The organism is Methylobacterium sp. A49B (assembly GCF_053346215.1).
This window is the reverse complement of the sequence record NZ_JBKFBO010000112.1, coordinates 23,735-50,517: the sequence shown is the minus strand read 5'-3', so window position 1 is coordinate 50,517 and position 26,783 is coordinate 23,735. Positions and strand designations below refer to the sequence as shown.

At 70.2% G+C, this 26,783-nt stretch carries 23 protein-coding genes; 16 read left to right on the top strand and 7 right to left on the bottom strand.

The genetic code is table 11. The annotated features are described in order from the left end of the window. Nucleotides 1-91 precede the first annotated feature (91 nt). The 5 genes from ACLBX9_RS19260 (at nucleotide 92) to ACLBX9_RS19240 (ending at nucleotide 5,162) form a co-directional block, all read left to right on the top strand. Nucleotides 92-1,147 carry a class 1 fructose-bisphosphatase gene (locus ACLBX9_RS19260; RefSeq protein ID WP_010684617.1) on the top strand — a complete coding sequence of 352 codons (1,056 nt, stop codon included), beginning with the start codon at nucleotides 92-94 and terminating at the stop codon, nucleotides 1,145-1,147. A gap of 23 nt (nucleotides 1,148-1,170) precedes the next feature. After that, a complete protein-coding gene (locus tag ACLBX9_RS19255) occupies nucleotides 1,171-2,031 on the top strand; it encodes a phosphoribulokinase (RefSeq protein ID WP_039893448.1) in 861 nt (286 codons plus the stop codon). A 221-nt stretch (nucleotides 2,032-2,252) separates the two neighbouring features. Continuing rightward, on the top strand, nucleotides 2,253-2,939 hold the full coding sequence (rpe, locus tag ACLBX9_RS19250; RefSeq protein ID WP_010684619.1) for a ribulose-phosphate 3-epimerase: 687 nt from the start codon (nucleotides 2,253-2,255) through the stop codon (nucleotides 2,937-2,939). Then, nucleotides 2,933-3,682, top strand: coding sequence for an HAD-IA family hydrolase (locus tag ACLBX9_RS19245; RefSeq protein WP_010684620.1), 750 nt, complete (start codon nucleotides 2,933-2,935; stop codon nucleotides 3,680-3,682). Before rpe ends, ACLBX9_RS19245 begins: the two co-directional genes overlap by 7 nt. 211 nt (nucleotides 3,683-3,893) lie before the next feature. Beyond that, nucleotides 3,894-5,162, top strand: coding sequence for an ABC transporter substrate-binding protein (locus ACLBX9_RS19240; protein WP_447720068.1), 1,269 nt, complete (start codon nucleotides 3,894-3,896; stop codon nucleotides 5,160-5,162). On the opposite strand, the gene ACLBX9_RS19235 is transcribed toward ACLBX9_RS19240, so the two are convergent. Continuing rightward, a complete protein-coding gene (locus tag ACLBX9_RS19235) occupies nucleotides 5,152-6,222 on the bottom strand; it encodes an SDR family oxidoreductase (protein WP_447720067.1) in 1,071 nt (356 codons plus the stop codon). The genes ACLBX9_RS19240 and ACLBX9_RS19235 overlap by 11 nt on opposite strands. Nucleotides 6,223-6,417: 195 nt before the next feature. On the opposite strand from ACLBX9_RS19235, the gene ACLBX9_RS19230 reads away from it, so the two are divergent. Then, a complete protein-coding gene (locus ACLBX9_RS19230; protein WP_447720066.1) occupies nucleotides 6,418-7,164 on the top strand; it encodes a YebC/PmpR family DNA-binding transcriptional regulator in 747 nt (248 codons plus the stop codon). A 270-nt stretch (nucleotides 7,165-7,434) separates the two neighbouring features. On the opposite strand, the gene ACLBX9_RS19225 is transcribed toward ACLBX9_RS19230, so the two are convergent. Then, nucleotides 7,435-8,418, bottom strand: coding sequence for an alginate O-acetyltransferase AlgX-related protein (locus ACLBX9_RS19225; protein WP_447720065.1), 984 nt, complete (start codon nucleotides 8,416-8,418; stop codon nucleotides 7,435-7,437). 174 nt (nucleotides 8,419-8,592) lie between these two features. On the opposite strand from ACLBX9_RS19225, the gene ada reads away from it, so the two are divergent. Next, nucleotides 8,593-9,657: a bifunctional DNA-binding transcriptional regulator/O6-methylguanine-DNA methyltransferase Ada gene (gene ada / locus ACLBX9_RS19220; RefSeq protein WP_447720183.1), complete on the top strand. Its 1,065-nt coding sequence runs from the start codon at nucleotides 8,593-8,595 to the stop codon at nucleotides 9,655-9,657. 334 nt (nucleotides 9,658-9,991) lie between these two features. Here ada and ACLBX9_RS19215 read toward each other — a convergent pair whose 3' ends face one another. Together ACLBX9_RS19215 and ACLBX9_RS19210 are read right to left on the bottom strand one after the other, a co-directional pair. Continuing rightward, complete coding sequence (locus ACLBX9_RS19215; protein WP_447720064.1) at nucleotides 9,992-11,278, bottom strand: DUF5666 domain-containing protein; 1,287 nt, start codon at nucleotides 11,276-11,278, stop codon at nucleotides 9,992-9,994. 11 nt (nucleotides 11,279-11,289) lie between these two features. Beyond that, nucleotides 11,290-12,135 carry a DUF6502 family protein gene (locus ACLBX9_RS19210; RefSeq protein WP_447720063.1) on the bottom strand — a complete coding sequence of 282 codons (846 nt, stop codon included), beginning with the start codon at nucleotides 12,133-12,135 and terminating at the stop codon, nucleotides 11,290-11,292. Between the two features lie 480 nt (nucleotides 12,136-12,615). Between ACLBX9_RS19210 and ACLBX9_RS19205 the strand changes: the two genes are divergently transcribed. The 3 genes from ACLBX9_RS19205 to ACLBX9_RS19195 all read left to right on the top strand — a co-directional run bounded on the left by ACLBX9_RS19205 (nucleotide 12,616) and on the right by ACLBX9_RS19195 (nucleotide 14,077). Further along, nucleotides 12,616-12,750 (top strand): hypothetical protein, encoded by a 135-nt coding sequence (locus tag ACLBX9_RS19205; protein WP_447720062.1) that lies wholly within the window; start codon nucleotides 12,616-12,618, stop codon nucleotides 12,748-12,750. Nucleotides 12,751-12,786: 36 nt separating this feature from the next. Beyond that, nucleotides 12,787-13,527 (top strand): outer membrane protein, encoded by a 741-nt coding sequence (locus tag ACLBX9_RS19200; RefSeq protein WP_447720061.1) that lies wholly within the window; start codon nucleotides 12,787-12,789, stop codon nucleotides 13,525-13,527. Between the two features lie 178 nt (nucleotides 13,528-13,705). Beyond that, nucleotides 13,706-14,077, top strand: a complete 372-nt coding sequence (locus ACLBX9_RS19195) for a hypothetical protein (RefSeq protein WP_010684632.1) — start codon at nucleotides 13,706-13,708, stop codon at nucleotides 14,075-14,077. A 17-nt stretch (nucleotides 14,078-14,094) separates the two neighbouring features. Here the strand turns inward: ACLBX9_RS19195 and grpE are convergent, their stop codons facing one another. The 3 genes from grpE to ACLBX9_RS19180 all read right to left on the bottom strand — a co-directional run bounded on the left by grpE (nucleotide 14,095) and on the right by ACLBX9_RS19180 (nucleotide 19,113). Continuing rightward, a complete protein-coding gene (grpE, locus tag ACLBX9_RS19190; RefSeq protein ID WP_010684633.1) occupies nucleotides 14,095-14,706 on the bottom strand; it encodes a nucleotide exchange factor GrpE in 612 nt (203 codons plus the stop codon). Between the two features lie 104 nt (nucleotides 14,707-14,810). Then, nucleotides 14,811-17,603 carry a [protein-PII] uridylyltransferase gene (locus ACLBX9_RS19185; protein WP_447720182.1) on the bottom strand — a complete coding sequence of 931 codons (2,793 nt, stop codon included), beginning with the start codon at nucleotides 17,601-17,603 and terminating at the stop codon, nucleotides 14,811-14,813. An 82-nt stretch (nucleotides 17,604-17,685) separates the two neighbouring features. After that, the gene (locus tag ACLBX9_RS19180; protein WP_447720060.1) at nucleotides 17,686-19,113 is read right to left on the bottom strand and encodes a TAXI family TRAP transporter solute-binding subunit; all 1,428 of its coding nucleotides are present in this window, start codon (nucleotides 19,111-19,113) and stop codon (nucleotides 17,686-17,688) included. A 224-nt stretch (nucleotides 19,114-19,337) separates the two neighbouring features. Here ACLBX9_RS19180 and ACLBX9_RS19175 point away from each other — a divergent pair, with 224 nt between their 5' ends. The 6 genes from ACLBX9_RS19175 to polA all read left to right on the top strand — a co-directional run bounded on the left by ACLBX9_RS19175 (nucleotide 19,338) and on the right by polA (nucleotide 26,672). Continuing rightward, nucleotides 19,338-19,865 carry a regulatory protein RecX gene (locus ACLBX9_RS19175; RefSeq protein ID WP_447720181.1) on the top strand — a complete coding sequence of 176 codons (528 nt, stop codon included), beginning with the start codon at nucleotides 19,338-19,340 and terminating at the stop codon, nucleotides 19,863-19,865. 76 nt (nucleotides 19,866-19,941) lie between these two features. Then, on the top strand, nucleotides 19,942-21,153 hold the full coding sequence (locus ACLBX9_RS19170; protein WP_447720059.1) for a putative DNA modification/repair radical SAM protein: 1,212 nt from the start codon (nucleotides 19,942-19,944) through the stop codon (nucleotides 21,151-21,153). A gap of 173 nt (nucleotides 21,154-21,326) precedes the next feature. Continuing rightward, nucleotides 21,327-22,799, top strand: coding sequence for a UdgX family uracil-DNA binding protein (locus tag ACLBX9_RS19165; RefSeq protein WP_447720180.1), 1,473 nt, complete (start codon nucleotides 21,327-21,329; stop codon nucleotides 22,797-22,799). Then, nucleotides 22,796-23,020: a nucleotidyltransferase family protein gene (locus ACLBX9_RS19160; RefSeq protein WP_447720058.1), complete on the top strand. Its 225-nt coding sequence runs from the start codon at nucleotides 22,796-22,798 to the stop codon at nucleotides 23,018-23,020. Before ACLBX9_RS19165 ends, ACLBX9_RS19160 begins: the two co-directional genes overlap by 4 nt. A gap of 117 nt (nucleotides 23,021-23,137) precedes the next feature. After that, nucleotides 23,138-23,497, top strand: a complete 360-nt coding sequence (locus tag ACLBX9_RS19155; protein ID WP_447720057.1) for a HepT-like ribonuclease domain-containing protein — start codon at nucleotides 23,138-23,140, stop codon at nucleotides 23,495-23,497. 22 nt (nucleotides 23,498-23,519) lie between these two features. Continuing rightward, on the top strand, nucleotides 23,520-26,672 hold the full coding sequence (polA, locus tag ACLBX9_RS19150; protein WP_447720056.1) for a DNA polymerase I: 3,153 nt from the start codon (nucleotides 23,520-23,522) through the stop codon (nucleotides 26,670-26,672). Nucleotides 26,673-26,783 lie beyond the last annotated feature (111 nt).

Sequence of the window (26,783 nt, the reverse complement as noted above, 5' to 3'; positions counted from 1 at the left end):
GACCGCTATCTTGGCAGGGATGCGGCCGTTACAGAACCCGCGCGGAACGCGCGATCCCGGCGGACGGGATCCGAGCAGGAGGAGTAGGCCGATGGCAATTTCAGCGGCGATCGGGACACCCCTCGAGGCCTGCCTGGCGCAGGCCGTGTCGGCCAACCCGGCCCTGAAGGACGCCGCCACGGTGATCGCGGCGGTGGCGCGCTCGGCGGTGGAGATCAGCGAGCGGATCGGGCGCGGCGCGCTCAGCGGCGACCTGGCGGCGGCCGGCGAGCACAACAGTGACGGCGACGTCCAGAAGGCGCTCGACGTCATCGCGCACGAGAGCGTGACCGCCGCCCTGCGCGCCGCCCCCGTCGCCGAAGTCGCCTCCGAGGAGGCCGAGGAGGTGATGCGGCTGAACCCGGATGCGCCGCTCGCCGTCGCCATCGACCCGCTCGACGGCTCGTCCAACATCGGCGTCAACATGGCGGTGGGTATGATCTTCGGCATCCGGCCGTCGATCAAGGATCCCGCCAACCCGCTCGCCTCGTTCACGACGCCCGGCTCGGCACAGATCGCCGCCGGATTCGTGACCTACGGCCCGGCCACCGCGCTGATCCTGACGCTCGGCGACGGCACGCAATCCTACGTGCTGGACCGCGCGGAGGGGCAGTTCCGCCTGACGAGCCCGGCCATGTCGGTGCCGGCCTCCGCCAAGGAATTCGCCATCAACGCCTCGAACGCCCGGCACTGGGACGCTCCGGTGAAGGCCTACATCGAGGATTGCCAGCGCGGCACCGAAGGCCCGCGCGACAAGGACTACAACATGCGCTGGCTCGCCTCCCTGGTGGCCGACATCCAGCGCGTGCTCACCCGTGGCGGCGTGTTCCTGTACCCGGGCGACGCCCGGAAGAACTACGCCCGCGGCCGCCTGCGGCTGCTCTACGAGGTCGCCCCCGTGGCGATGCTGGTCGAGCAGGCCGGCGGCGCCGCTACCGACGGCCAGACGCGCATCCTCGACCTGGTGGCCACCGGCATCCACGAGCGCGCGCCGCTGGTCTGCGGCTCCACCGAGGAGGTGAGCTGCGTCGCCGCCTATTACGGCGGCGGCAAGCCCGATGCCGGCCGCTCGCCGCTGTTCGGCCAGCGCGGCTTGATGCGCTCGTAGCCGCTCGGCGAAGTCGTCAAACCATGTCGGCGCGGCACCCCATCATCTCGGTGACCGGCTCCTCGGGGGCCGGGACAACCTCGGTGCGCAACACCTTCGAGCAGATCTTCCGCCGGGAGGATGTGCGGGCGGTGTTCATCGAGGGCGACGGCTTCCACGCCTTCGACCGGGACACGATGCGGGGCATGATGGCGCGGGAGCCGACCCTGTCGCACTTCGCGCCGCGGGCCAATCTCCTGCCGGAGCTGGAGGCGGTGTTCCGCAGCTACGCCGAGTCCGGTACCGGCCGTACCCGTCACTATGCCCACGATCAGCACGACGCCCGCCTGTACGGCATCCCGGAGGGCAGTTTCTCGGATTGGGAGGCCTTCCCGCCGGATTCCGATCTGCTCTTCTACGAGGGCCTGCACGGCTGCGTGGCCGATCAGGACGTCGACATCGCCCGCTACGCCGACCTGAAGATCGGCGTCGTGCCGGTGATCAACCTCGAATGGATCCAGAAGCTGCACCGGGATCGCTCGTTCCGCGGCTACTCCACGGATGCTGTCACCGACGTGATCCTGCGGCGCATGCCCGACTACGTGCAGACCATCTGCCCGCAATTCTCGTTCACCGATATCAACTTCCAGCGGGTGCCGACGGTCGATACCTCGAACCCGTTCATCGCCCGCTGGATACCCACCGCCGACGAATCGATGGTGGTGATCCGCTTCAAGGATCCGAAGGGGATCGACTTCTCGTATCTCGTCTCCATGATCCACGACAGCTTCATGAGCCGGGCCAATTCCATCGTGATCCCGGGCGGCAAGCTCGACCTCGCCATGCAGCTGATCCTGACGCCGATGATCATGCAGCTCGTCGAGCGCCGCCGCCGGCTGGCGTAAGGGAGAAGACGCACCGTCGCGCCATCCGAAACGTTGATCCCAATCAGACCCTCATCCTGAGGTGCCGGAGCGCAGCGGAGGCCTCGAAGGAGCCCTCCGGCCAGCCTGCGAGCCCTGGAGGCCTCCTTCGAGGCTGCCCCGCGGCACCTCAGGATGAGGGCCAGAGTTGCACCGGCCCCGGCCGACCGTGATCAGAGCCCGCTGCTGCTGAAAGACCTGTGATGCTTCCTCCCGTCATCGCCCCGTCCATCCTGTCCGCCGACTTCTCGAAGCTCGCCGAGGAAACGCGCGCCGTGGACGCGGCGGGCGCCGACTGGATCCACCTCGACGTGATGGACGGCCACTTCGTGCCCAACATCACCTTCGGGCCGCCAGTGGTGAAGGCCCTGCGCCCGCACACGGAAAAGTTCTTCGACGTGCACCTGATGATCGCCCCGGCCGATCCGTACCTCGCGGCCTTCGCCCAGGCCGGTGCCGACGGGATCACGGTCCATGCCGAGGCCGGGCCGCACATCCACCGCTCGCTCCAGACGATCCGCGACCTCGGCAAGCGCGCCGGCGTGGCGATCAATCCGGGCACGCCGGCCGCCATGGTCGAGCCGGTGCTCGACCTCGTCGACCTCGTGCTGGTGATGACGGTCAATCCCGGCTTCGGCGGGCAGAGCTTCATCAAGGGCGCCATGGAGTCGGTGGCCCGGGTGCGGGCCATGGTGGCCGGCCGGGACATTCGCATCCAGGTCGACGGCGGTATCGACCCCGAGACCGTCAAGGCCGCGAGCCGGGCGGGCGCCGATACCTTCGTGGCCGGCAACGCCGTCTTCAGCAGCGGCCCGGACGGCTACGCCGCGCGCATCGCGGCGATCCGGGACGGCGCGGAGGGCGCCTCCGGTCGCGACCTGTCGTGCTGAGGGCCCTGATCTTCGACGTCGACGGCACCCTCGCCGAGACCGAGGACCTACACCGGCAGGCGTTCAACCGTGCCTTCGCGGAGGTCGGCCTGCCGTGGCACTGGGACCCGGCGCTCTACGCCGACCTGCTCACCGTCATGGGCGGCAAGGAGCGGCTCGCCCACTACATCGACACGCGGCACGCGGCGGAGGCCGCGGCGTTCCATGCTCTGGCGCCGGAGATCCACACCCGCAAGACCGCAGCCTACGGCGACCTCGTAAAGGAGACCCGGCTGCCGCTGCGGCCCGGCATCGCGCGGCTGATCGCCGAGGCGCGGGAGGCGGGAATCCTCCTGGCCGTGGCCACCACCACCAGCCGGCCGAACGTCGATCAGCTCCTGGCGGTGAACTTCCCGCCGGGCGCCACCCCGTTCGACGTGATCGCGGCCGGCGACGAGGCGGAACGCAAGAAGCCCGCGCCGGACGTGTTTCTCCTGGCGCTCGCCGGCCTGAACGTCGCCCCCGGGGAGGCCGTGGCCGTCGAGGATTCCGCTGCCGGCATCGACTCGGCCCGCGCCGCCGGCCTGCCGGTCCTGGCGACCCGCAGCCGCTACACCGACAGCCACCAGCTCGACGGCGCTTTCTCGGCGGTCTCGGATCTCGGCGAACCGGGGCAACCGCATCGGCATATCGCCGGGCTGGAATGGCCGGGCGGGGTGGTGACGGTGGCCGCCTTGCAGGATTGGCACGCGGGACGTCGCTGACGCTCCGCCCCTGCGCGGGTTCTTTCAGGCGATCCGGATCGGATGCCTGGCAGTCCGGTCGCTGCCGCAGCCCTTACGGTGTCTCGTTCAGCTTGCCGACCCGGGGCTCGCCCGTTCTCCCGGTCCTGGGATCCCGCAGCACGACGCGGCAGGTGGGACATCGTCCCGCTCGGCGAGGCCCTGCTTTCGAAGCACCCCTCGATACGGGGCATTGAAACGCACAGGCCGTTCGATTTCGCGGTCGGAGGTTTCCTGGCCGGCCGGAGCCGCATATCCGATTTCGCGCGGTCGGCGAGGTTGTCCGACCGATGCACCCGGCGATGAAGTTGGGCTGACCTTCCACGCCGTCAGCTTTCAAGGTATTGCCAGCCGGCCGGCTAGGCCAAAGGCTGATGTCGATCGGTTATTGGTCTTTGTGGATCCTTATTGCAATCTGGGACGGGTGAACTGCATTAAGGTGGGATCTGAACCGCATCGGCTGAAGGGGCTGAGGATGAGGCGGCGCGCGCTCCTGGGTCTCTTGACCGCGGCCGCCGCGACATGGCCGCGCCGGTCCTGGGCGAGAGCCGAACAGCGGCGCATCGGCGTTATACTTGGATTTCCGGAGCAAGATCAGCAGACGCTTCTGTGTGTACAGGCTTTCACCGAAGGTCTGCAGAAGCTCGGTCTTGAGGACGGTCACGCCATCCGGATCGATTACCGGTGGCCCGGGATCGACGCGGACCGGGCACGCACCTTCGTTCGCGAGTTGATCGCCCTCAAGCCGGACGTCATCGTGGCGGGGACCAATCAGGTCGTCACGATCGCGATGCAGGAGACCCGATCGATACCGATCGTGTTCGTCTTCATCGGGGATCCGGTCGGGAGCCGCTATGCCGCCTCCATCAATCGACCCGGACGCAACCTCACCGGCTTCGCGAATTTCGAGCAGCCGATGGGCAGCAAGTGGCTTGAGGTGCTCAAGGCGGTGAGCCCTGGCTCACGGCGGGTGGGTTTCATGTACCACCCGGCCGCGTCGCCCCATGTCGAGTTCTGGCATTCCGCCCAGGAGTCGGCGCCCCGTCTGGGCTTCGAGCTGACCGGAATTCCGGTCCGCACCGTACCGGAGATCGAGACCCTGATGACCGGCTTCGCCGAAGCGGGGAACGGAAATGCCGTCGTGGTTGCACCGCACGCGCTGACCCTGGGCAGCCGAAGCCTCATCACGGGCCTCGCCAGCCGCTACAAGCTCCCGGGTGTTTACGGAGACGCCTATTTCGCCCGCAGCGGCGGCCTTCTCTCTTACGGCGTCAATGCCCCGAGCCAGCTTCAGCGTGCGGCCACCTACGTGAACGCAATCCTGAAAGGCGCTGATCCGGCGGGGCTGCCGGTCCAATTGCCGACGCGGTACGAGATGATCATCAACCTCGTGGCCGCGAAGGCGCTTGAGCTGGAGGTTCCGCCCGCGCTCCTCGCCAGGGCTGACGAGGTCATCGAGTAGCTGCACCCGGACCGATGGCCTCGGACGCGGCACGCCTGCCGCGGCGCCGCCCGTCGGTCTGCCCGTGCGCCTCGGTGGCGAACAGCATCGTGCCGGCCACCACGCCCAGTGCCGCGGCGAGCCCGAGCTTCAGCCAGCGCGGGTCGGCGGCCGCCACATGCCCGGTCGCCCGGCCGTCGAAGCGCCCATGCGCCCCGGGATCGGTGTCGACCGGATCGTAGAGATTGTCGGGGCGGTTCTTCTGAGCCTGCATGCTGGTCATCTCCCCGCGATAGCCGTGCCGGGCGAGGTAGCCGTCGATCCAGCCCGGGATCAGCATGTTTCCGACGATGGCCTTCCAGGCCGAGGCGCCGATCCAGAGTTCCCGCGGCGCGTCGTGCGCCGCGCGGAACACGTGGCGGGCGATGGCCTCGGGCTGGTAGATCGGCGGCACCGGCTCGAGCCTGCGCGGCAGCCGCGAGCGCGCCCAGTCGAACTGTGGCGTGTTCACGGCCGGCAGCTGGACCATCGTCAGCCGGACCCGGCTGCCGTCGTGGAGCAGCTCGCTGCGCAGGGAATCGACGAAGCCGCGCACCGCCGCCTTGGCGGCGCAGTAGCTGGCCTGGAGCGGGATCGACCGGTACGCCAGCGCCGAACCGATATGGACGATCGTGCCCCGGTCCCGGGGGACCATGTGGCGGAGCGCCGCGAGCGTGCCGTGCACCTGCCCGAGATAGGTGACCTCGGTGGCGCGCCGGAACTCGTCCGGGCTCGTCTCCTGCACCGGCGCGTAGATCGTCACCATCGCGTTGTTGACCCAGACGTCGATGCTGCCGAACCGCTCCGCCAGTTCGTCGGCGGCCTGGGCGACGGCCTCCGCGTCGGCGACGTCGGCCGCGAAGGCCATGGCCCGGCCGCCGGCCCGCTCCACGTCGCGGATCGTGCCCCGGAGCCCCACCTCGCCCCGCGCGATGAGTCCCACATTCCACCCGTGCCGGGCGAATTCATGCGCCACCGCGCGGCCGACGCCCGCGCTCGCCCCCGCCACCATGACCGTGTTGCGTCCATTCCGGCTCGGCATCGGGCATCCACGTGAGAGGGAATCCCTGCGGCAACGTCTCGAGGCGGCAATCTTTCCGCCGCCGCTCGATCTCCCGCGCCGTGAGCGGGCGCGTTGCTTCGCCGGAAGGCGGCGGCCTATAACGCGGCGACCTCACAGCCGCGGGGGCGGGGTCCCGGACATCCGCCCTCGCCAACGAACAAAAGTCTCATCGCCATGGCAGGCCATTCGCAGTTCAAGAACATCATGCACCGGAAGGGCCGGGTGGACGCAGTCCGCTCGAAGGTGTTCGGCAAGCTCGCCCGCGAGATCACGGTGGCGGCCAAGCTCGGCACGCCCGACCCGGCGATGAACCCGCGCCTGCGCGCCGCGATCCTGGCGGCCCGCGCCGAGAACATGCCCAAGGACAACATCGAGCGCGCCATCAAGAAGGCCGCCGGTGCCGACGGCGAGAATTTCGAGGACATCCGCTACGAGGGTTACGGTCCGGGCGGAGCCGCGCTGATCGTCGAGGCGCAGACCGACAATCGCAACCGCACGGCCTCGGACGTCCGCTCGGCCTTCACTAAGTCCGGCGGCAGCCTCGCCGAGACCGGCGCCGTCGCCTTCATGTTCGACCGGGTCGGGGTGATCGCCTATCCGGCCTCCGTGGCCGATGCCGACACGATGCTGGAGGCCGCCATCGAGGCCGGTGCCGACGACGTCAGCTCCGGCGAGGACGGCCACGAGGTCATCTGCGCCCAGGATTCCTACGGCGAGGTCGCCAAGGCGCTGGAGGCCCGTTTCGGCGATCCGAGCCGCACCGGCCTGATCTGGAAGGCGCAGAACACGATCGATGTGGACGACGAGACCGGCGAGAAGCTGATCCGCCTCGTGGAGGTGATCGAGGATCAGGACGACGTGCAGAACGTCTACGTGAACTTCGCCCTGTCGGACGCGCTGGTGGCCAAGCTGCAGGCCTGAGCGTTCACCGCGTCGGCCAAGACACCGGAGTCCCGACTTGCGACGGCTCCGATGTCTGCTGCCCGCCTGCCATCGAGCCCTGACCTTCCGGGGCGCCGAGGGCGAACCCGGACCCGAAGGGGCACGCCGGAGGCGGGCAATCCAAAGCCGCCAACAGAGCCGGTCCGAGCACGCGTCGAGGTTCTGGATCCCAGGCCCTGCTGCGCAGTCCCGGGATGACGGGGTTCAGGCTCCGAGACGCGACACGGTCGTGAGAATTGCGACCGGCGCTCAGCCGCCCGCCGCCGCGAGTTCCGCGCCGAAGCGCTCCTGCGCGTAGCGCTCCACCGAGAAGGTGTCGTCGGGCAGCTGGACCATGAAGCGCTCGGCCACCTCGGTGAGCACGATGTCGGGCCGGACCCGCTCGATATACGGCCAGTCCAGCGAGGTGCTCCAGATGAAGTGCACCTCGCGGAACGTCTCCGCCAGCAGGATCGTCAGCATGTACGGCATGACGTGCGAGAACGAATCGCCGAACAGCACCAGCCGGCGCGGGTCGGTGGCGCTGGCGTTGCCGTAGATCACGTGGGCGCCGACATGGAGCGTGTGCAGAAGCCCGGCCTTCTCGCGCGCCTCGACGATCGGGCTGCCGTAGGTCCGCACCGCGTCACGCTGCATCAGGACGGTGCGTGAGCGCGCCCGGCGAGGCGGATCGAAGGCGCTGCCCAGATCGCCGTCGTGATCGGTCTCGAAGGACGGTCGTTCCCGCAGGTCCTGCCGCGGCTCGGTGCCCAGCGCCCGGCAGATCTCCGCGTAGGCCAGGTAGCACCCGTCGGGGGACCAGTGGGTGTCGGTCCGGCAGTAGAGGTCGGCCGCGTCGCGCTGCGCCCGCATCGGCGCCACCAGATCGATGCAGGTCTCCCGCCAGCGCTGCCGCCGACGCCGAGCGGCGTAGCGGGCGAGGAGTCCGCCGCGGCCGAGCGGCGGCTCGTTGTGCAGCAGGCGGTAGGCCGGCGAGGCGGCCGGCCGGATCGTGAGCCCGTCGAGCCGGTGATCGTAGATCATCAGCTTCTCCGGGGCGACGACGTGGCGGTACAGGATGCCCATGGACCTCAGCCGCCGCTCCCGGGTCGCGACGAGGCTGCGCCACTGCCAGATGAGCTCCGTCGTCTCGTCCGCCCGCTCGTACTGGCCGAGGACGTCGTTCGTCCCGGTCTTCAGGAAGAGCCAGTCGTCCTGTCCGACATGGATGTGCTCGGGGATGCTTGAGGCCACGGTACACTCGCACGATCGGCGGCGCGCCCCTCTGCCGGCCCGGCGGATTCGGCAGCAAGGAGCGGGATGCGCGTCAGGCGGCGGGACGACAGGATGAAGCGACGATCCCTCCCGCCCGCCAGGCCCGTCATGCCTCTCCTCAACGCCCGCGCCAAGCCGCATAGTGCCGCCGCCATGAGCTTCGTCCCGCACTCAGATCCCGACGACGCCGAGCGCTGGGCCGCCCTCTCCGCCCGCGACGCGCGCGCGGACGGCCGCTTCGTGTACGCGGTCCGCACCACGGGGGTGTATTGCCGGCCGAGCTGCGCCTCCCGCGCGGCACGGCCCGAGAACGTCAGCTTTCATGCGACCTGCGCCGAGGCCGAGGCCGCGGGCTTTCGGCCGTGCCGGCGCTGCCGGCCGGACGAGCCCGGCTTGGCCCAGCGCCGGGCGGAGTCGGTCGCCCGCGCCTGCCGCATGATCGAGGCGGCCGAGACGATGCCGACGCTCGCCGAGCTCGCCGGCGCCGCCGGCCTGAGCGCCTACCACTTCCACCGGGTGTTCAAGGCCGCCACCGGCGTGACGCCGAAGGCCTACGCCGCCGCCTACCGCGCCGCCGTCCTGGCCGAACGGCTTCCGGGCGCCGCCTCGGTGACGGAAGCGCTCTACGAGGCCGGCTACGGCGCGGCGAGCCGCTTCTACGCGGGGGGCGCCCCGCGCCTCGGGATGGCGCCTGCGGCCTACCGGAAGGGCGGTGCCGGCCTTGCCATCCGATTTGGGATCGGCGCCTGCTCCCTGGGGGCGATCCTCGTGGCGGCGACCGACCGGGGCGTCTGCGCCATCCTGCTCGGCGACGGGCCGGATATCCTGCTGCGGGACCTTCAGGATCGCTTCCCCGGCGCGGCTCTCGAGGGGGGCGACCCGACCTTCGAGCGCTGGATGGCGCAGATCGTCGGACTCGTGGAGGCGCCCGGTGAGGGGCTCGACCTGCCGCTCGACATTCGCGGCACCGCCTTCCAGCAGCGGGTCTGGGAGGCATTGCGGAAGATCCCGGTGGGATCGACGGCGAGTTACGCCGAGATCGCCCGCGCGATCGGCCTGCCCGCCGCGACGCGGGCCGTCGCCCAGGCCTGCGGGGCCAACGCGCTGGCGGTCGCGATCCCCTGTCACCGGGTAGTGCGCTCAGACGGAGCCCTGTCGGGCTACCGCTGGGGTGTCGCCCGCAAGCGCGCCCTGCTCGACCGCGAGGCGGAGGTCTGAGGCCTTCGAAGGGCCACGGAGCGGGGTCCCCCGACCCTCCGCGAAACCCGCAAAGACGGCGCATAAACCTGCGCGGCTTCGCGGTCGCGCCGTTCCTGATCGCGCTGGGTCACAGGACAAGACACAGGTTCGGATCCTGGTGATCTGGACACCGATGATCTCAACCCTCCCCCCTCATCCTGAGGTGCCGGAGCGCGGCGGAGGCCTCGAAGGAGCCTTCCAGAAGTCGCACGGTTCCCCGAGGGCTCCTTCGAGGCGGCTTCGCCGCACCTCAGGATGAGGGGGATGGGTGGGACGGCCGTTTCTCGACGAGGCTCCGTACAGGCGCAACCCGCTAGCGTCGCCCCCCGCCGCCCCCGGGACCGCCGAATCCGCCAGGGCCGCCGAAGCCGCCAGGGCCGCCGAATCCGCCGGGACCGACCGGGAAGGCGCCGGGGCCCGGGGGCTGACCGCCGCCGAAACCCTCGCGCGGCGCCCCGAAGCGCCCGGGGGCCTCCGCTCCGGGCACCGTGCCGGCGCCCGGCCGCGTATCGACCGCCGGTCCGCGGGGTTCGGGACCGCCAACATTGCCCTGGCGCCCGGGCTCGGCGCCGAACCGCCCGGGCACGTCGTCGGGCAGGTTGCGCAGGTCCAGGTGGTCCCGCTGCCGCTGGAACTGCGGCGCGTCCGGCTGCGGCCGTTCGGGCGCGATGCGGTTCTCGATCCGCAGCCGCTCCACCGTCAGGTCGCCGTCCCGCGCGACCGAGGCGGTCAGGACTGCGCGCACGCTGCCCTGGCGCGGCACCGCGGCGCTCGGGCGGCCGGTCACGGCGTAGCCCGAGCCGAGGTCGAGCCCGGCGCCGGCCCGGCCGATATAGGACTCGATGGAGACCTGCCTCAGGCCCGGCGGAAACGGCAGGCCCATCTGCGCGGCGTTGGTCACGCGGAGGGCCCCGTTCGCCGCGGTGCCGGTGACCAGGGCGCGCTTTCCCGCCGGCAGGGCCTCGGCCCCGGTCAGCCGCAGGCCGCCGATCGCGAGGACGCCGTCCGCCCCGCGCCGGACCGGGCCGGCGACACGGTCCGGTCCGGACCCGCGGGCCTCAACGAGGCTCGCCACGATCACGCCGTCCGGCCGCCGCAGGCCGCTGACCGCGACTCGCGCGCCCGGCTTCCAGTCGCCGGTGAGACCCGTCGTCAGAACCCGCTGGCCGAGCACAACCATGCGCCCGGGCGCGACCGAATCGACCGGGCCGACCACCTCGCTCGTCACGTCGATGCGGCGCGTGGCGAGGTGGCTGCCGTCCGGCCGCGCGACCACGTGGACCACCTGTCCGATCTTCAGGTCGGCGGCCTTCGCGGGCTCGCCGTCGATCCGCACCTCCACCGCGGGCGGGTAGGCGATGCGCAGGTCGTTGACGATGATCGAGCCGAAGCGGCGGATCGTGCCGATCACGCCGGTGCCGCCGATGCCGCGGTCGCCTTCGCCGAGGGGTGGAGGCCGCGGCTCGTCGGTCCGCATCATGCCGGTGCCGCCGATGCCCTGGTCGCGCGGCGCCTCCTGGGGCCTGACGGAATCGGGCAGCAGGGCCGCGGCGCCCACGAGGAGGCGCAGGACCAGCCGGCGGTTTGGCAAGGATCGCACCGGGCGGCCCCTCAGCGCTCGCCCGAGGAACGGGTCGGCGGCGTGGCTTCCGTGTAGACGTAGAGGCCGAAGTTCCAGCGATGCTCGCCGCCCGAATCGGTCTGGCAGGCGGCGTGCGCCTCCCGGTTGGCCTGCTGCAGGGCCTCCATGGCGATTTCGCGCGCCCGCGCCTCGAGCCGGATCGCGAGTTCCTTCGACAGGCCGTCGTAGTGGACGGCCCGTTCGAGGAAACGCGGCGCCTCGCCGACGATGTTGGCCACGGCGGCCGCGATGTGATCGTGCAGGTTGCGGCCGAAATAATAGAGCTGTGGCCCCTCCGCGCCGTCGCCCCGGGGCACGTAGGCGGCCTCCGCCAGCACGATCCGGTCCCCGGCATCCAGGAAGGCGAGCCCGCGGTCGAGCCACTCGTCGAGCACGGCCCGGGGCCTCAGGTCGCGGGTGACACCTGAGACCAGGGCCTCGAACGACGGCGCGCCACCCTCGGCCGTCCGCGGCAGCGGCAACGGATGCCCCTGCGGATCGGTGAAGGCCGGATCGGCGATCCAGCGGGCGATGATCCGGCTGGTGCGCGAGACGACGGCCGGCACGGCGCTGACCGGAGCGCCCGCGCCGCGCAGCCGGCGGACCTCCTTGCGGTGAATGCCGGTGAGCAGGGAGACGCGGCTGTCCGTCTGCTCCTTGCCGGTGAGCGCGAAGTCGTATTCGGCGACGTTCACGTAGAGTTCGCGCAGCAGGTCGGTAAGGGCTGGGAAGGTGATGCCGCGCGACACCAGCAGGCGCACGAGCGGGCGCAGAAGCCGCGCCAGGGGGGCGTGCAGGCTGGCGCCGTCCCGCGGTGTTTCGGCAGTCTCCGACATGGCCTCATCGATATAGGAAGCGTCGTGGGAGACAATCCCACAACGTGCGGCGGCGCACACGCATGAGCAGTTTCCGAATTGACGTGGGATTTTTGCACACGTAGCTTCGAGGCGTGGTCAAATTTCCCACGCCAAAAGCGGAGCCGATGGCATGACGCTCGTAACCCGCAGCTTCGTTCATGACGCGCTGCCGCCGATCAAACTGACCACGCCCTCGGGCCCCCGCTGCTCCGGACACCACCAAGCCATGCTGCAGCTGCGACGCGTCTCCTGCGTCGCGGCTGCCCTCGCCCTGCCCGCCCTCGGAATCGCTTATGCGGATACGGTCCACCGCGCCGGCGTACCGAGGGCGCCGCAGACCGCCGCTCCCGTCAACCCCTCAGACGGGGCGGCGGTACCCTCGGGTGCCGTCACGCCGAAACGCGCCCTGCGAGCCGTGAAAACTGCCGCGGGAGTCTCCAGTCTGCCGGAGGTGCGCGCGTGATCGCCCTGTTCGGTGCCGGCGACGACTCCGCGCGGCCGGCGCCCACCTGCGGTGGCGCCCCGATCCTCGATCTGGCGCTCTGCCTCATCCTCTCCGTCACCGTCGTGGGCCTGCTCCTGCTGGCTCTCTGACCCCGCGGCTCCGCCGCTCCAACCCGAGATCCCCCCATGACGACATTCTACCGGGCCGTGCTCCTCGGTGCCGCGGCAGGCCTGATCGCGTCCGTTGCCCAAGCGGCGGATTTGCCCCGTCGCGTGCCGCCTCCGCCGCTTCCGCCGACGCTGCCGGTCTTCACCTGGACGGGCTTCTACGCCGGTCTGAACGCGGGATACGCGTTCCCCTCGGGAAGCAGCGGCTACACCGACCCGACCTACGGCGCGGTGACGGGCGGGAGCCGCTCCGGCGGCTTCGCCGGCGGCGGACAGATCGGGTACAATTATCAATTCACGCCCGGCTCCGGCTTCGTGGTCGGCTTCGAGACCGACATCCAGGGCGCTTCCCTCGCCAAGGCGGACGCCGCCTATCTCGGCTCGACGCCGTACTACAGCGTTCGTCCGAGCCTCGATTATTTCGGGACGGTGCGCGGCCGCCTCGGTTACGCCTTCGACCGGGTGCTGGTCTACGGAACCGGCGGCTTCGCGTATGGCGGCGGCTCCCGCTCGTCCTACGCCGCGTCCTACCCCTACACGCTGCCCGGGACCGACCGGACCGGCTACGCGGCTGGCGGCGGCATCGAGTACGCCTTCACCGAGAAGCTCTCCGCAAAGATCGAGGCGCTATACCTCCACCTCGACCGCGGGTTCGCCGGAACGACATACTACAACACCAGCACTCCCGCGTATTACGGTGCCGGCAAACAAGACTCGGGATTCGCTCTGGTTCGAGCGGGTGTGAATTACCGATTCTAGACAATATTGAGTTCTGCAGATCTTGACGGCTCAGCTCCGCTGGGGCGCTATGCAGGTCGTTCGGCTCCGGGACTCGCTCCGCCGGCGGACGCTGTCCGCCACCGGTCGGAGTCGCGGATGCCGGACCCCGCACGGGACCACCGCGCGGTGCCAGGAGGCATTCCCGACAGGATCGGCCGTGAACGCTCCCAGCCTGACCATCGTCGCGACGCTGATAGCCGCGCTCTTCGCCTGCGGGGCGCCCGCGCGGGCGCAGGACATTGTCCCGCCCGGGCCGTCCGGGCGCGGGGCGCTCCTGATCTACGGCAATTTCTGCGGACCGGGGAGTCGCGGTCCCGATTACCCGCCGATCGACGCGCTGGACCTCGCCTGCGCGCACCATGATGCCTGCTCGACCGAACCGTCCTCGGGAATCCTGACGAGCTGCGCCTGCCACCGGCGTCTCCAAGTCGAGGCCGGTGCCGTCGCCCGCGACCCGCGCACGCCCGCTCAGATCCGGCAGACGGCGCAGTTCATCTCGGATTTCGCCACGGCGCTGCCCTGTCAGTAGGGCAGGCCGCGGGGCTATCAGGCGGCGTCGGCCGGGCTCGCCGCCGCCTTCGGGCCGCCCTTGGCCACGCCGACCAGGGCCGGACGCAGGACGCGCTCGCCGATGACGTAGCCGGCCTGGACGACCTGCACGACGGTGCCGGCGGGAACCTCCGGGTTCGGCACCTCGAACATCGCCTGGTGGCGGTTCGGATCGAACTTCTGGCCCTCGGGCTCGACGATCTTCACACCGTGGCGCTCCAGCGTCTTGGCGAGGTCGCGCTCGGTGAGCTCGATCCCGTCGATCAGGCCCTTCAGCGCGCCGTCGGCCGTCGCCTTCGCGTCGGCCGGGACGCTGTCGAGGGCGCGGCGGATGTTGTCGGCGACGTTCAGCACGTCCCGCGCGAAGTTGGTGACCGCGTAGGCGCGGGCATCCGCCACTTCGCGCTCGGTCCGGCGGCGCAGGTTCTCCATCTCGGCGAGCGTGCGCAGCATCCGGTCCTTCAACTCGTCGCGCTCGGCCGTCAGCAGGGCGAGGGCCTCGGCTACGGGATCGACGGTGGCCTCGGCGCCATGGCCGTTCGGCGCGGCGTCTTGCGCGGCGCCGGCGCCGGCTTCCACCGTGGTCTGGCGCTGGTCATCCTGGGGCATGTCGTTGCTCGTCATCGCGATTCAGTCGTGAGGGCAGGGTGGTTCGGGGGCCGACGGGACCGGCGCAGATATCTGGCCGCGGGCCTGCGAAATCAACCCGGCCGTCAGGCTTCGCGCGGCGGCGGCGCCGCCACGAGGGCTTCCAGTCCCTCGGCCTTGAGGGCGGCGACGTCGCCGGCGAAGACCTCCATGACGGCGCTGCGGATGGCCGCCTGCCGGTCGGGCTGGGTGACGCGGGTGCCGGTCAGATCGGTGACGTAGAAGACGTCAACGGCCCGTTCGCCGAAGGTCGCGACGTGGGCCGAGGTGATGTTGAGCGAGAGGCGGCCGAAGGCGGAGGTCAGCTCGTAGAGCAGGCCGGGGCGGTCCAGGCCCGTGACCTCGACGACGGTCTCCCGGCTTGACAGGGCGTTGTCGATCGTCACGTCCGGAGGCACCGGGAAAGTCTTGGCCCGCGTGCTGGTCTGCGGATGCTTGTCGGCGACGAGGTCGGCGATTCGAATCTCGCCCTTGAGGGCCCGCTCGATCGCTGCCGTGACCCGCTTGGTCCGTCGCAGCTCGTCCTCGTCCCGCTCAAACGCGCGGGAGATGAAGATCGTGTCGAGGGCGAACCCGTCGGTGGTTGTGAAGATCTGCGCGTCGACGATGTTGCTGCCCGCGGCCGCACAGGCCCCGGTGATGATGGCGAGCAGGCGCGGGTGATCCGGCGAGTAGATCGTGATCTCGGTGACGCCGCGCACCGGGTCGAGGGCCACGTCGGTGGCGCTGGTCCGGCCGTCGCGCAGCGCGTCGCGCAGGAAGATGGCGTTCTTGATCTGGCGCGTGCCGTCGACCTTGAGCCAGTACGCCTGCCCGTGTCGGGCCGCGTAGGCGTCGAACTCCTCGGAGGCCCAGGCCGGAAGCTGCTCGCGCAGGCTCATCTGGACGAGGCGCACCCTGTCGGTGCGGGCGATCTCGGAATGGCCCCCCGACAGGTAGACCTCGGTCTCGTCGTACAGGGTGCGGACCAGGGTGCCCTTCCAGGCCGTCCAGACCCCGGGGCCCACCGCCGTGATGTCGGCCACCGTCAGGATGGTCAGGAGCTTCAGCCGCTCCAGGCTCTGCACGCTGGCGGCGAAGCGCTCGATCGTCTTCGCGTCCGATAGGTCGCGGCTCTGCGCGGTCATCGACATGAGCAGGTGGTGCTCCACCAGCCAGCGCACCGTCTCGGTCTCGGCCTGGTTGAGGCCGAAGCGCGGGCAGAGCTTCTCGGCGATGGCGGCACCGGCGATCGAGTGATCCTCCGGGCGGCCCTTGGCGATGTCGTGCAGCAGGATCGCCACGTAGAGCGCCGTGCGGTTGTGAATCGAATGCACGAGGCGCGAGACCAGCGGATAGGTCTCCTGGTTGCGGCCCGATTCGATGTCGGCCAGCACGCCGACCGTGCGCAGCAGGTGCTCGTCCACCGTGAAGTGGTGGTACATGTTGAACTGCATCATCGCGACGATGCGGCCGAAATCCGGGATGAAACGGCCGAGCACCCCCGCCTCGTTCATCTCTCTCAGCGCCTCCTCGGGGGCGTTCCGGGAAGTCAGGATGTCGAGGAACAGGCGGTTCGCCTCCGGGTCCCCGCGCAGCGACGGGTTGACGAGCCGCAGGGAGCGGCTGGCGAGGCGCTTGGCGTCCGGGTGGATCGCGAGGTTGTGCCGGTCCGCGAGCCAGAACAGCCGGATCAGATTGACGGGGTCGCGCTCGAAGGCGTCCTCCGCGCGCAGGTTCACGCGGCCGTGATCGATCCAGAAGTCCTCCGCCTCCATGGCGGTGGCGCGGAAGCGGTCGCGGAAACGCCCGATCCAGCGGTCCAGCACCGGCGTGCGCTTGGCGTGGCGCGCCTCCAGCTCCGCGCAGACGATGGCGGTCAGGTCGCCGACATCCTTGGCGATGCGGAAATAGGCCTTCATGAAGCGCTCGACGCCGGAAAGGCCGCCCCGCGCCTCGTATCCGAAGCGCTCGGCGATCCGCGGCTGCAGGCCGAAGGACAGGCGCTCCTCCGCGCGCTTCGTGGCGAAGTGCATGTGGCAGCGCACCCGCCACAGAAACTCCTCGCAGCGCTCGAACAGCGCGTATTCCTCGGGCGTGAACAGGCCGGCGCTGACGAGTTCGATCTGGTCGCGCACCCGGTAGGTGTACTTGGCGATCCAGAACAGCGTGTTCAGGTCACGCAGACCGCCCTTGCCGTCCTTGACGTTGGGTTCGACGAGGTAGCGCGAGGAACCGGCCTTCGAGACGCGCATGTCGCGCTCGCGCAGCTTGGCGTCCACGAACTCGGAGGCCGAGCCGACCACCAGCTCCGCGTCGAAGCGCGTCACCAGCTCCTCGTAGAGGGTGCGCGTGCCGAACAGGTACCGCGCCTCCAGGAGGGCGGTGCGGATTGTCATGTCGGCCCGCGCCTCACGCAGGCACTCCTCCACCGAGCGGGTTGCGTGGCCGACCTTCAGCTTCAGGTCCCAGAGGACGTAGAGCATGCCCTCGACCACGCTCTCCGACCACGCGGTCTGCTTGTAGGGGAGCAGGAACAGCAGATCGATGTCCGAGCCCGGCGCCATCGTGCCCCGGCCGTAGCCGCCGGTGGCGACCACGGCGAGCTGCTCGCCGGTGGTGGGGTTGTCGTTGGGGTAGAGCCGCCAGACCACGGCGTCGTGGATCGCCCGGACCACGGCGTCGGTCAGCGCCGAGAGCGTCTGGGCGCAGCGCAGCCCGTTGCGGTCCTCGAGGAGCTGCGCCTCGGCGGCGCGGTGACCCTCCTCGATCACCCGGCGCAGCTGCGGCACCAGCGCGGCCCGGAGCTTGGTGGGCTCGCGGGCCTCCCGGTCGAGGTTCTCCAGGACCGTGTCGAGGGCGGCGACGGGATCGAACATGGCTCCCGTTAGCATGATATGCCTACGCCGCCAGCCACGGGAGGATGCACCCGACGCCGCGGGCTGCGCGGGCTGCCGACCACTACTCCGCAGCCGGGAGGTCGAGGGCCAGCAACCGCGCGGTCCGGTTGCGGCCGGCCGCCCGCGGCTCGGCCTCGCTCATCTGCCGCCGCGCATCCGCGATGGCGGCGTGGACGCCGTCGACCGCCAGGATCAGCGCGCTCACCGTGCGGGCGTCGATGCTGCGCTCACGGGCGTAGCAGACCACGTCGGCCACCAGCCCGTCGGTCTCGACCGCGATGGTGTCGAGTTCGGCGCTGCTCGTCGCCGCGCGCACCTCGCGCATGATGTCGAGGAGGCGGTCGAGAACGAAGTCCACACGCTCCCGACGCTTGCGGGCCAGCCGCTGTCCGAGCCAGGCGAAGCCGGAGCCGATCGTGCCGCCGAAGAAGGCTAACAGGTAGATGTAATCCTCGTAGCGGTCGAGGAAGGTCTGCTGCTCGCGCTCGAAATAGTCGACCGCGCCGGGGTGGTTCGGCAGGCGCGCGGAGGTTGCTGCCACCGTGGTGTCGAAGTCCGGCGCCTTCATCAGCTTGGCGACGGGGGCCGCCGAGGCGAGCCGCGAGCGCCACTCGAACAGGTGCTGCGTCGCCGAGGCGACCGCGACTCGGCTCACCGTGCCGCGGGCCATCAGGCGGTACGAGGCGCCGACGGTCTTGACCTCCTCGTCGGGGCGTTTCGGGCGGCCCCCGAAGGTCCCGGCCGGGATGGTCACCGCTTGGAGCTCTGGGAAGCGCTGCAGGATCGCGTCCCCGTCCGGGATCGAGACGAAGCCGATCTTGCGGTCCGGCGCGCCGAGCTCGACGGCCCGCACCATGGCGGCGGCCGCCTTCGAGGCGGGGCTCGCGATCACCGCGACCGCGTCGACGCGCTTGTCGGTGAGCGCGGCCGTGACCTCGCCGACCTTGAGGGGCACCACGACGACGTGGCCCGCGGCGGCCTCGGGCTCACTGGCCCCCTGACCGTCCTCCGCAGCATCCGCGCTGGGCGTGTCCGGCACAAGGTCGTAGAAGGAGAGAAGGTTTGTCAGGAAGGACAGGTCGGCGCTGTGCCGCACCACGATGCCGAGGCGTTTGCGCGCCAGTGCGGGGACATCGTCGATGTCGGCCGCCTCGGGCGCCGCGATGACCAGGGCCTCGTCGTGCAGGATCGCCAGCGTCAGGCCGTTCTCGGGCAAGAATACGTCCGGCCGCACCACGGCGAGGTCAGCCTTGTTCCGCTGGAGCGCCATGGCGCTGTCGCGGACGTCGCCGTAGCGCACCACCTTGAGGCGCACATCTTCGCGAGCCCGGTCGAGGGCGTTGGCGTAGGCCTCGATCAGCGCCGCCTCCGGCCCGTCCTGCGGCCCGACCGCCACCGTGAGGGTATTCGGGCGCGAGAGATAGACGATCCCGGCCGCGACCGCGGCCAGCCCCAGGGCCACCAGGACCAGGAGCCACTCGCGCCGCATCAGGGATGCCGCCGCGGCATGGAGGCGCCTCCGCCATCGGTTCTGCGGGGGACCGGACGAAGAACGGTGGTTCGGGCCATGGCCGAGCCTGTCGCGTTGCGCGCGTTCCATACCCGAGTCATGGAACGCAAACCTGTCGAGATCGTGAAGAACCGGTGAAACCGCCAAACGTTGCAGGATCCGCGCCAGAGCGCCGTGAGCGGGAGATCAAACCTCCGGGGCCGGTGAACCCGGCCTGGCTCGAGCGGGCAGCACTTCATTACCTAGAGCGCTACAGCGCCTCGACCGAGATGCTGCGCCGGACCCTCGCGCGACGCGTCCAGAAGCGCGCCCGCGCCCGGGGCGAGGACCCCGCGGCCTTCGCGGACCTCGTCACCGCGACCGTGGCGCGGGCGGTCTCGGCGGGTCTCGTGGACGACACGCGCTTCGCCGACATGCGCCTCGCCACCCTGCGACGCCGCGGCACGTCGAGCCGCGGCGTCTCGGCCAAGCTCGCCGCCAAGGGCGTCCCACGCGACGTAGTCGAGGCCGCCATGCAGGCGGAACGCGACGCCCTGGCCGACGGGGAGGCGCAGGGGATTGAGGATCAGGCGGCCCGGGCCTACGCCAAACGGCGGCGGCTCGGCCCGCACCGCCGTCCGGATCAGCGGGCCGCCTATCGAGACCGGGATCTGGCTGCCCTGGCGCGCGCCGGCTTCGCGTACGATCTCGCCCGACGGGTGGTCGACGACGAGGGCGATGCTCCGGCGTGACGGGTGCGGCATCGCGGCTCGGGTTGAATGAGCGGCCGCGCTTGCACCTTCGGCCGGGTTGTTCATTGTCTGTTCGATGGACGAAGCTCTCGCCAAGAAGTTGCGCATCCTGGCGGATGCCGCGAAGTACGATGCCTCCTGCGCCTCCTCGGCCGCGCCGAAGCGGGCTGCGGGCAAGGACGGGCTCGGCTCCACGACCGGAGCCGGGATCTGCCACGCCTATACGCCGGACGGGCGCTGCGTCTCGCTGCTCAAGATCCTGCTGACCAACTGGTGCCTGTTCGACTGCGCCTACTGCATCAATCGGCGCTCCTCGAACGTCAGGCGGGCGAAGTTCTCGGTCGAGGAAGTCGTCAACCTCACCCTGAATTTCTACCGGCGGAACTACATCGAGGGATTGTTTCTCTCCTCGGGCATCATCAAGTCGCCCGACCACACGATGGAGCTGCTGACGCGGGTGGCGAAATCGCTCCGGCGCGACCATGGCTTCGCCGGCTACATCCACCTGAAGTCGATCCCCGAGGCGAGTCCCTGGCTGATCGAGGAGGCCGGCCTCTACGCCGATCGCCTGTCGATCAACGTCGAGCTGCCGACCGAGGCCAGCCTTGAGCGCCTCGCCCCCGAGAAGGACGGTGCCGCGATCCAGGGCGCCATGGCTCAGATCGGCGAGCGCATCGTGCAGGCCAAGGCCGAGAAGCGCCGCTTCTCCCCCGCCGGCCACTCGACGCAGGTGATCGTGGGCGCGGATTCCACCACCGACGAGGCGCTGATCCGCAAGAGCGCGCTGCTCTACGGCAGCGTCGGCCTGAAGCGGGTCTATTATTCCGCCTTTAGCCCGATCCCGGACGGCTCCGCGATCCTGCCGCCGAAGCCGCCGCCGCTCCAGCGGGAGCACCGGCTGTACCAAGCCGACTGGCTTCTGCGGTATTACGAATTCACGCCCGACGAGGTCGCGGACGCCTCCGAGGGCGGCATGCTCGCCCTCGACATCGACCCGAAGCTCGCCTGGGCACTAAAGCATCGCGACAAATTCCCGGTGGACGTGAACAAAGCCGACCGGGAATGGCTGCTGCGCGTGCCGGGGCTCGGCGCACGGGCGGTGGACAAGATCGTCAAGGCACGCCGCCACGCCACCCTGCGCCTGGATGACGTCGCCCGGCTGACCTCGGGCCTGAAGCGGGCGCGGCCGTTCCTCGTTGCAGCCGATCACCGCCCGATCGGGCTGACCGACCGGCTCGATCTACGAGCGCGGCTGGTCGAGCCGGCGACGCAGCTGAGCCTGTTCTGATGAGGCCTGGAACCAAGCCTCTCCCTTCCCCCTCTGCGGGGGAGGGTGGCCCGCGAAGCGCGTCGGGAGCGGGGAGCGACGGCGCAGGAAGAGGCGCTGGCGCGCCCGCCGGGCTTGCCTTTTCCGGAAGCCTCGCTCCCCTCTTGCGGGACTTCGTCCCGGCCCGACCCTCGCTGACGCGAGGGCTACCCTCCCCCGCAGAGGGGGAAGGGGAGGCGCGCGCGCCGCGTACCATCACCCTGCGTCCGGGCGCCGACTTCGACGGCTTCCGCAAGGCCGTCCGCGGCCTCGTCGCACATGGCGTTCCGCCAGAGGTGGTGGCGTGGTCGGTGACGGACGCCCCCGGCCTGTTCGGCGCCGAGGCGGATCATACTGCCGCCGCGCCGCTCACCCTTCCGAAACCCGTCGCCGCTTTGATCCCGCAGGTGATCCCCCACCGCGATCCCGAGCGCTATGGCCTGCTCTACGCGCTGATCTGGCGCGTCTGCCACGGCGAGCGGCACCTGATGGAGGTGGGCAGCGATCCGCTGGTCCACCGCCTGCACCGGATGGCGAAGGCGATCGGGCGCGACCTCCACAAGATGCATGCTTTCCTGCGCTTCCGCCGGGCCGAGGACAGCGGCGGCGAGCATTACGTCGCGTGGTTCGAGCCGGATCACCACATCCTGGAGGCAGCGGCTCCGTTCTTCGTCAGCCGCTTCCGCGGCATGCGCTGGTCGATCCTGACGCCCGAAGGCTCGGCCCATTGGGATACCGAGACCCTGACCTTCGGGCCGCCGGGCGACCGGGCGCAGCTGCCCGAGGGCGACGGCTTCGAGGCCGGCTGGCAGACTTACTACGAGAGCACGTTCAACCCGGCCCGCACCAATCTGAAGGCCATGCGGGCCGAGATGCCCAAGAAGTACTGGCACAACATGCCCGAGACCGCCGCGATCCCCGCCCTCGTCCGGGCCGCGGCCGGACGCACCGAAGCGATGATCGAGAGGGAGCCGACCATGCCCACACGCCGCGAACCCGCCCGCGCCGTCGCCGCCATGGCCGATCAGGATCCCAAGAGCCTCGACGAGCTGAACGCGATCATCCGGCGGACCGAGCCGCTCGTGCCGGGCGCGACTCAGGCGGTGCTCGGCGAGGGGCCGGTCGGCGCCACGGTCGCCTTCGTGGGCGAGCAGCCCGGCGACCAAGAGGACCGGCAGGGCCGCCCGTTTGTCGGGCCGGCCGGGCAGCTCCTGTCCCGCGCCATGGCGGAGGCCGGGATCGACCGTGGGGTGAGCTACCTGACGAATGCGGTCAAGCACTTCAAGTTCGAGGAGCGCGGCAAGCGCCGCATCCACCAGAAGCCGACGGCCGGTGAGGTCAGCCATTATCGCTGGTGGCTCGACCGGGAGCTCGAGTTCGTGGCCCCGAAGCTGGTCGTTGCCCTTGGCGCGACGGCCGTGCTGGCGCTGACCGGCAAGGCGGTGCCGATCACCCGGGCGCGCGGCCCGTTCCGGTTCGACCGGCACGACAACCGCTTCCAGGGCTTCATCACGGTCCACCCGTCCTACCTGCTGCGCCTGCCCGACGAGGCGAAGGAGGAGGCCTACGCGGCCTTCGTGGACGACCTGCGCCGGGTGCAGGCGCTGGGGCGGGAGCTCGCGGCGTGATCTTCCAACCTCGCGGTTCTGCTATGCTGGCAGGCGCCGAATCCCTCCGGTTCGCTGCCCTGGACAAGCTCGCCGCCCTCGACATCCTGCGCGCCAACGAGGCGGAACTGCGCCGCCGCGGGGTGCTGCACGCAGCCTTGTTCGGATCCGTCGCCCGGGGGGAGGCGCATGCGGAGAGCGACGTCGACGTGATGATCGAGATCGACGCACCGGTCGCGTAGGCGGTGTCTACGGCTACGTCGGGCTGTGCCAGTTCATCGATGATCTGTTTCCGATCCGAGTCGACATTGCGAACCGCAAAGGCCTGAAGAGGCGGATCCGGGAGCGAGCCGAGTGCGATGCCCTCGTCGCTTTCTGAGCGCGCCGGCGCCGCCGGCGCGGACAGGCTCGTCAACGCACAACGGGCCGTTGATTTCGTCACTGGGTTCACGTCGTCGACCTTCGAGGCGGACGAGCGGACCCATTGCGAAGTCATTCGCTGCCTGGAGATCATCTCCGAAGCAAGCCGCCGGCTCAGCGCCGGGACGAAGGCCCGGTATCCCGACGTGCCGTGGCGCCGGATCGCGGGCGCGGGCAACGTCTATCGGCACGGCTACGATAGCGTGACGCTGGACATCGTCTGGCTCACCGTCCACGACGAGCTGCCTGTGCTGATTGCGGCCTGCCGCGCCGCGCTGGTCCGCATGTCCGACCCCTGATCACCCCGAGACGCTCACCCTCATGACTGCCGAGACCGCCTCCGCAAGTCCCAAGAAGGTCGGCCCCGGCGATCAGGTGATCCTGGTCGACGGCTCGTCGTTCATCTTCCGGGCCTATTTCCAGTCGATCAATCAAGACCAGAAGTACAATTCGCGCCCCTCCGACGGCCTGCCCACCGGCGCCGTGCGGCTGTTCTGCACCAAGATCGCGCAGTTCCTGCAAGACGGCGCGGCCGGCACGATGCCGACCCATCTCGGCATCGTCTTCGACAAGTCAGAGGGCTCGTTCCGCAAGGAGATGTTCCCGGACTACAAGGGCCACCGCCCCGACGCGCCCGACGACCTCAAGCGCCAGATGCCGCTGATGCGCGACGCGGTGCGCGCCTTCGGCCTGCACGCGGTGGAGCTGGAACGCTACGAGGCCGACGACCTCATCGCCACCTACACCCGCCAAGCCGAGGCGCGGGGCGCGGGCGTCATCATCGTCTCCTCCGACAAAGACCTGATGCAGCTCGTCGGGCCGCAGGTGCGGTTCTACGATTTCGAGTCGGGCGCCAAGGGCAAGCCCGGCTATCGGCCCGAGCGCAACCTCGATGTCGAGGCAATCATCGCCAAGTGGGAGGGCCTGCAGCCGAACCAGATCGGCGACGCGCTGGCGCTGATCGGCGACACCTCCGACAACGTGCCCGGCGTGCCCGGCATCGGCCTCAAGACCGCGGCGGCGCTGATCAAGGAGTTCGGCAACCTCGAGGCCCTGCTGGAGCGGGCCGGCGAGATCAAGCAGCCGAAGCGCCGGGAGACGCTGCTGGCCAACGTCGACCAGGCCAAGCTCTCGCGCAAGCTCGTGGCACTGATGGAGGACGTGCCGGTCCCGGTGCCGCTGGACGAACTCGGCGTGCCCAAGCCCGACCCGGAGAAGCTCGTCGGCTTCCTGAAGGCGATGGAGTTCAACACGCTCACCCGCCGCATCGCCCAGATGCTGCACGTCGACCCCGAGGCAGTGAAGCCTGATCCGCGACTCCTGCCGGGCGCCCGGCCGCATGCCTACAGCAACGGCGCGGGAGGTAGCGACGCAGTGCCGTTCTTCGGCGATTCCGTGCCGCCGGATCCCGAGACAGCGGCGGCCGGGGCCGAGCGCCCGCCGGGCGCGGCTCCTCCGGAGGGCGGCGAGGTCGACCCCTTCGCCGATCTCGACCTGCCCGACGCCCCCGCCAAGCCCCGGGCCCCCGTCGAAGCGACGCCAGGCAACGTGGTGGCGGCACGCGCCGCCGAGGCGGTGGCGCCATTCGACACCGCGGCCTACGAGACGGTCTCGACCCTGGAGCAGCTCGACGCATGGATCGCCGAGGCCGAAGAGGCCGGCGTGATTGCGGTTGACACCGAGACCGATGCCCTCGACGCCCACAGGGCCGGCCTCGTCGGCGTCTCGCTGGCGGTGGCGACCGGCCGCGCCTGCTACATCCCGCTCGCCCACGTCCAGGCCGCCAAGGTGCAGGCCGACGCCACCGACCTGTTCGGCGAGGGCGCTGCGCCCTCCGACGTGGTCGAGCCGGTGCCGGGCCAGATCCCGCTCAAGGAGGCCCTCGCGCGGCTGAAGCCGCTCCTGGAGCATCCGGGCGTCCTGAAGGTCGGGCAGAACCTGAAATACGATTGGGTCGTGCTCGCCCGCTACGGCATCGAGGTGGCGCCGTTCGACGACACGATGCTGATCTCCTACGTGCTCGACGCCGGCAAGGGCGGCCACGGCATGGACGAGCTTGCCCGCCGCCATCTCGGCCACCAGCCGATCACGTTTTCCGATGTCGCCGGCACCGGCCGGAACAAGGTGACCTTCGACCGGGTCGCCATCGATAAGGCCACCGCCTACGCGGCCGAGGACGCGGACGTCACCTTACGCCTGTGGCGGATGATGAAGCCGCGCCTCGTGGCGGAGCACCGGGTCGCGGTCTACGAGACATTGGAGCGGCCCCTTCTGCCGGTGATCGCCCGGATGGAGCAGCGCGGCATCCGGGTCGACCGGGACATGCTGAGCCGGCTCTCCGGCGACTTCTCGCAGATCCTCGTCCGCCTGGAGGAGGAGATCCAGGAGGATGCCGACGAGAAGTTCTCCGTCGGCTCGCCGAAGCAGATCGGCGACATCCTGTTCGGCAAGATGGGCCTGCCGGGGGCCAAGAAGACACCCTCCGGCCAATGGGCGACGCCTGCCACGCTGCTGGAGGAGCTGGCCCAGGCGGGCCACGAACTTCCGAAGAAGATCCTAGAGTACCGCCAGCTCTCGAAGCTGAAATCCACCTACACGGACTCCCTCCAGACCCATGCCGATCGCGAAACCGCGCGGGTCCACACGTCGTTCTCCCTGGCGGCGACCACGACGGGGCGACTCTCCTCATCCGAGCCGAACCTGCAGAACATCCCGATCCGCACCGAGGAGGGACGGCGCATCCGCCGCGCCTTCGTGGCCGCGCCCGGCAACCGGCTGATCTCGGCCGACTACTCGCAGATCGAGTTGCGGCTCCTGGCCCACATGGCCGACATTCCGGAACTCCGGAAGGCCTTCGAGGACGGGATCGACATCCACGCGGCCACCGCCTCGGCGATGTTCGGCGTGCCGCTCAAGGACATGACCCCCGACCTGCGGCGGCGGGCCAAGACCATCAATTTCGGCATCATCTACGGCATCTCGGCCTTCGGGCTGGCCGACCGGCTCGGGATCGGCCGCGAGGAGGCCTCGGCGTTCATCAAGCAGTATTTCGAGCAGTTCCCGGGGATCCGAGACTACATCGAGACGACCAAGAAGAGTTGCCGCGACAAGGGCTTCGTGACGACCCTGTTCGGCCGGGTCTGCCACTACCCGCAGATCCGCTCCAACAACCCGTCCGAGCGCGCCAGCGTCGAGCGGCAGGCGATCAACGCGCCGATTCAGGGCTCGGCCGCCGACATCATCCGCCGGGCCATGGCGCGGATGGAGACGGCGCTGGCGGCCAAGAAGCTCAAGGCGCAGATGCTGCTGCAGGTGCACGACGAGCTGGTGTTCGAGGTCGCCGAGGACGAGGTGGACAAGGCGATCCCGGTGATCGCCTCGGTGATGGAGGAGGCGCCGGCGCCCGCGCTGACACTGCGGGTGCCGCTGGTGGTGGAGGCCAAGGCGGCTGGGAACTGGCAAGAGGCGCATTGACAGGTCGGGTCGGATCGACGTTAAGCCGACCCCTTTGCAACTGGTGCGAAGCAAGCCGGTCAGCGCTACCCCTGCCAATGTCCTGGTGCCGTGGGTTGCTTCGCTCCGCTC

Bases quoted from the DNA above. Each gene is read 5' to 3' on its own strand.
- ACLBX9_RS19260 (WP_010684617.1), top strand. From the start codon at position 92: ATGGCAATTTCAGCGGCGATCGGGACACCCCTCGAGGCCTGCCTGGCG.
- ACLBX9_RS19255 (WP_039893448.1), top strand. From the start codon at position 1,171: ATGTCGGCGCGGCACCCCATCATCTCGGTGACCGGCTCCTCGGGGGCC.
- rpe (WP_010684619.1), top strand. From the start codon at position 2,253: ATGCTTCCTCCCGTCATCGCCCCGTCCATCCTGTCCGCCGACTTCTCG.
- ACLBX9_RS19235 (WP_447720067.1), bottom strand. From the start codon at position 6,222: ATGCCGAGCCGGAATGGACGCAACACGGTCATGGTGGCGGGGGCGAGC.
- ACLBX9_RS19230 (WP_447720066.1), top strand. From the start codon at position 6,418: ATGGCAGGCCATTCGCAGTTCAAGAACATCATGCACCGGAAGGGCCGG.
- ada (WP_447720183.1), top strand. From the start codon at position 8,593: ATGAGCTTCGTCCCGCACTCAGATCCCGACGACGCCGAGCGCTGGGCC.
- ACLBX9_RS19210 (WP_447720063.1), bottom strand. From the start codon at position 12,135: ATGTCGGAGACTGCCGAAACACCGCGGGACGGCGCCAGCCTGCACGCC.
- ACLBX9_RS19200 (WP_447720061.1), top strand. From the start codon at position 12,787: ATGACGACATTCTACCGGGCCGTGCTCCTCGGTGCCGCGGCAGGCCTG.
- grpE (WP_010684633.1), bottom strand. From the start codon at position 14,706: ATGCCCCAGGATGACCAGCGCCAGACCACGGTGGAAGCCGGCGCCGGC.
- ACLBX9_RS19185 (WP_447720182.1), bottom strand. From the start codon at position 17,603: ATGTTCGATCCCGTCGCCGCCCTCGACACGGTCCTGGAGAACCTCGAC.
- ACLBX9_RS19180 (WP_447720060.1), bottom strand. From the start codon at position 19,113: ATGCGGCGCGAGTGGCTCCTGGTCCTGGTGGCCCTGGGGCTGGCCGCG.
- ACLBX9_RS19170 (WP_447720059.1), top strand. From the start codon at position 19,942: ATGGACGAAGCTCTCGCCAAGAAGTTGCGCATCCTGGCGGATGCCGCG.
- ACLBX9_RS19155 (WP_447720057.1), top strand. From the start codon at position 23,138: ATGCCCTCGTCGCTTTCTGAGCGCGCCGGCGCCGCCGGCGCGGACAGG.
- polA (WP_447720056.1), top strand. From the start codon at position 23,520: ATGACTGCCGAGACCGCCTCCGCAAGTCCCAAGAAGGTCGGCCCCGGC.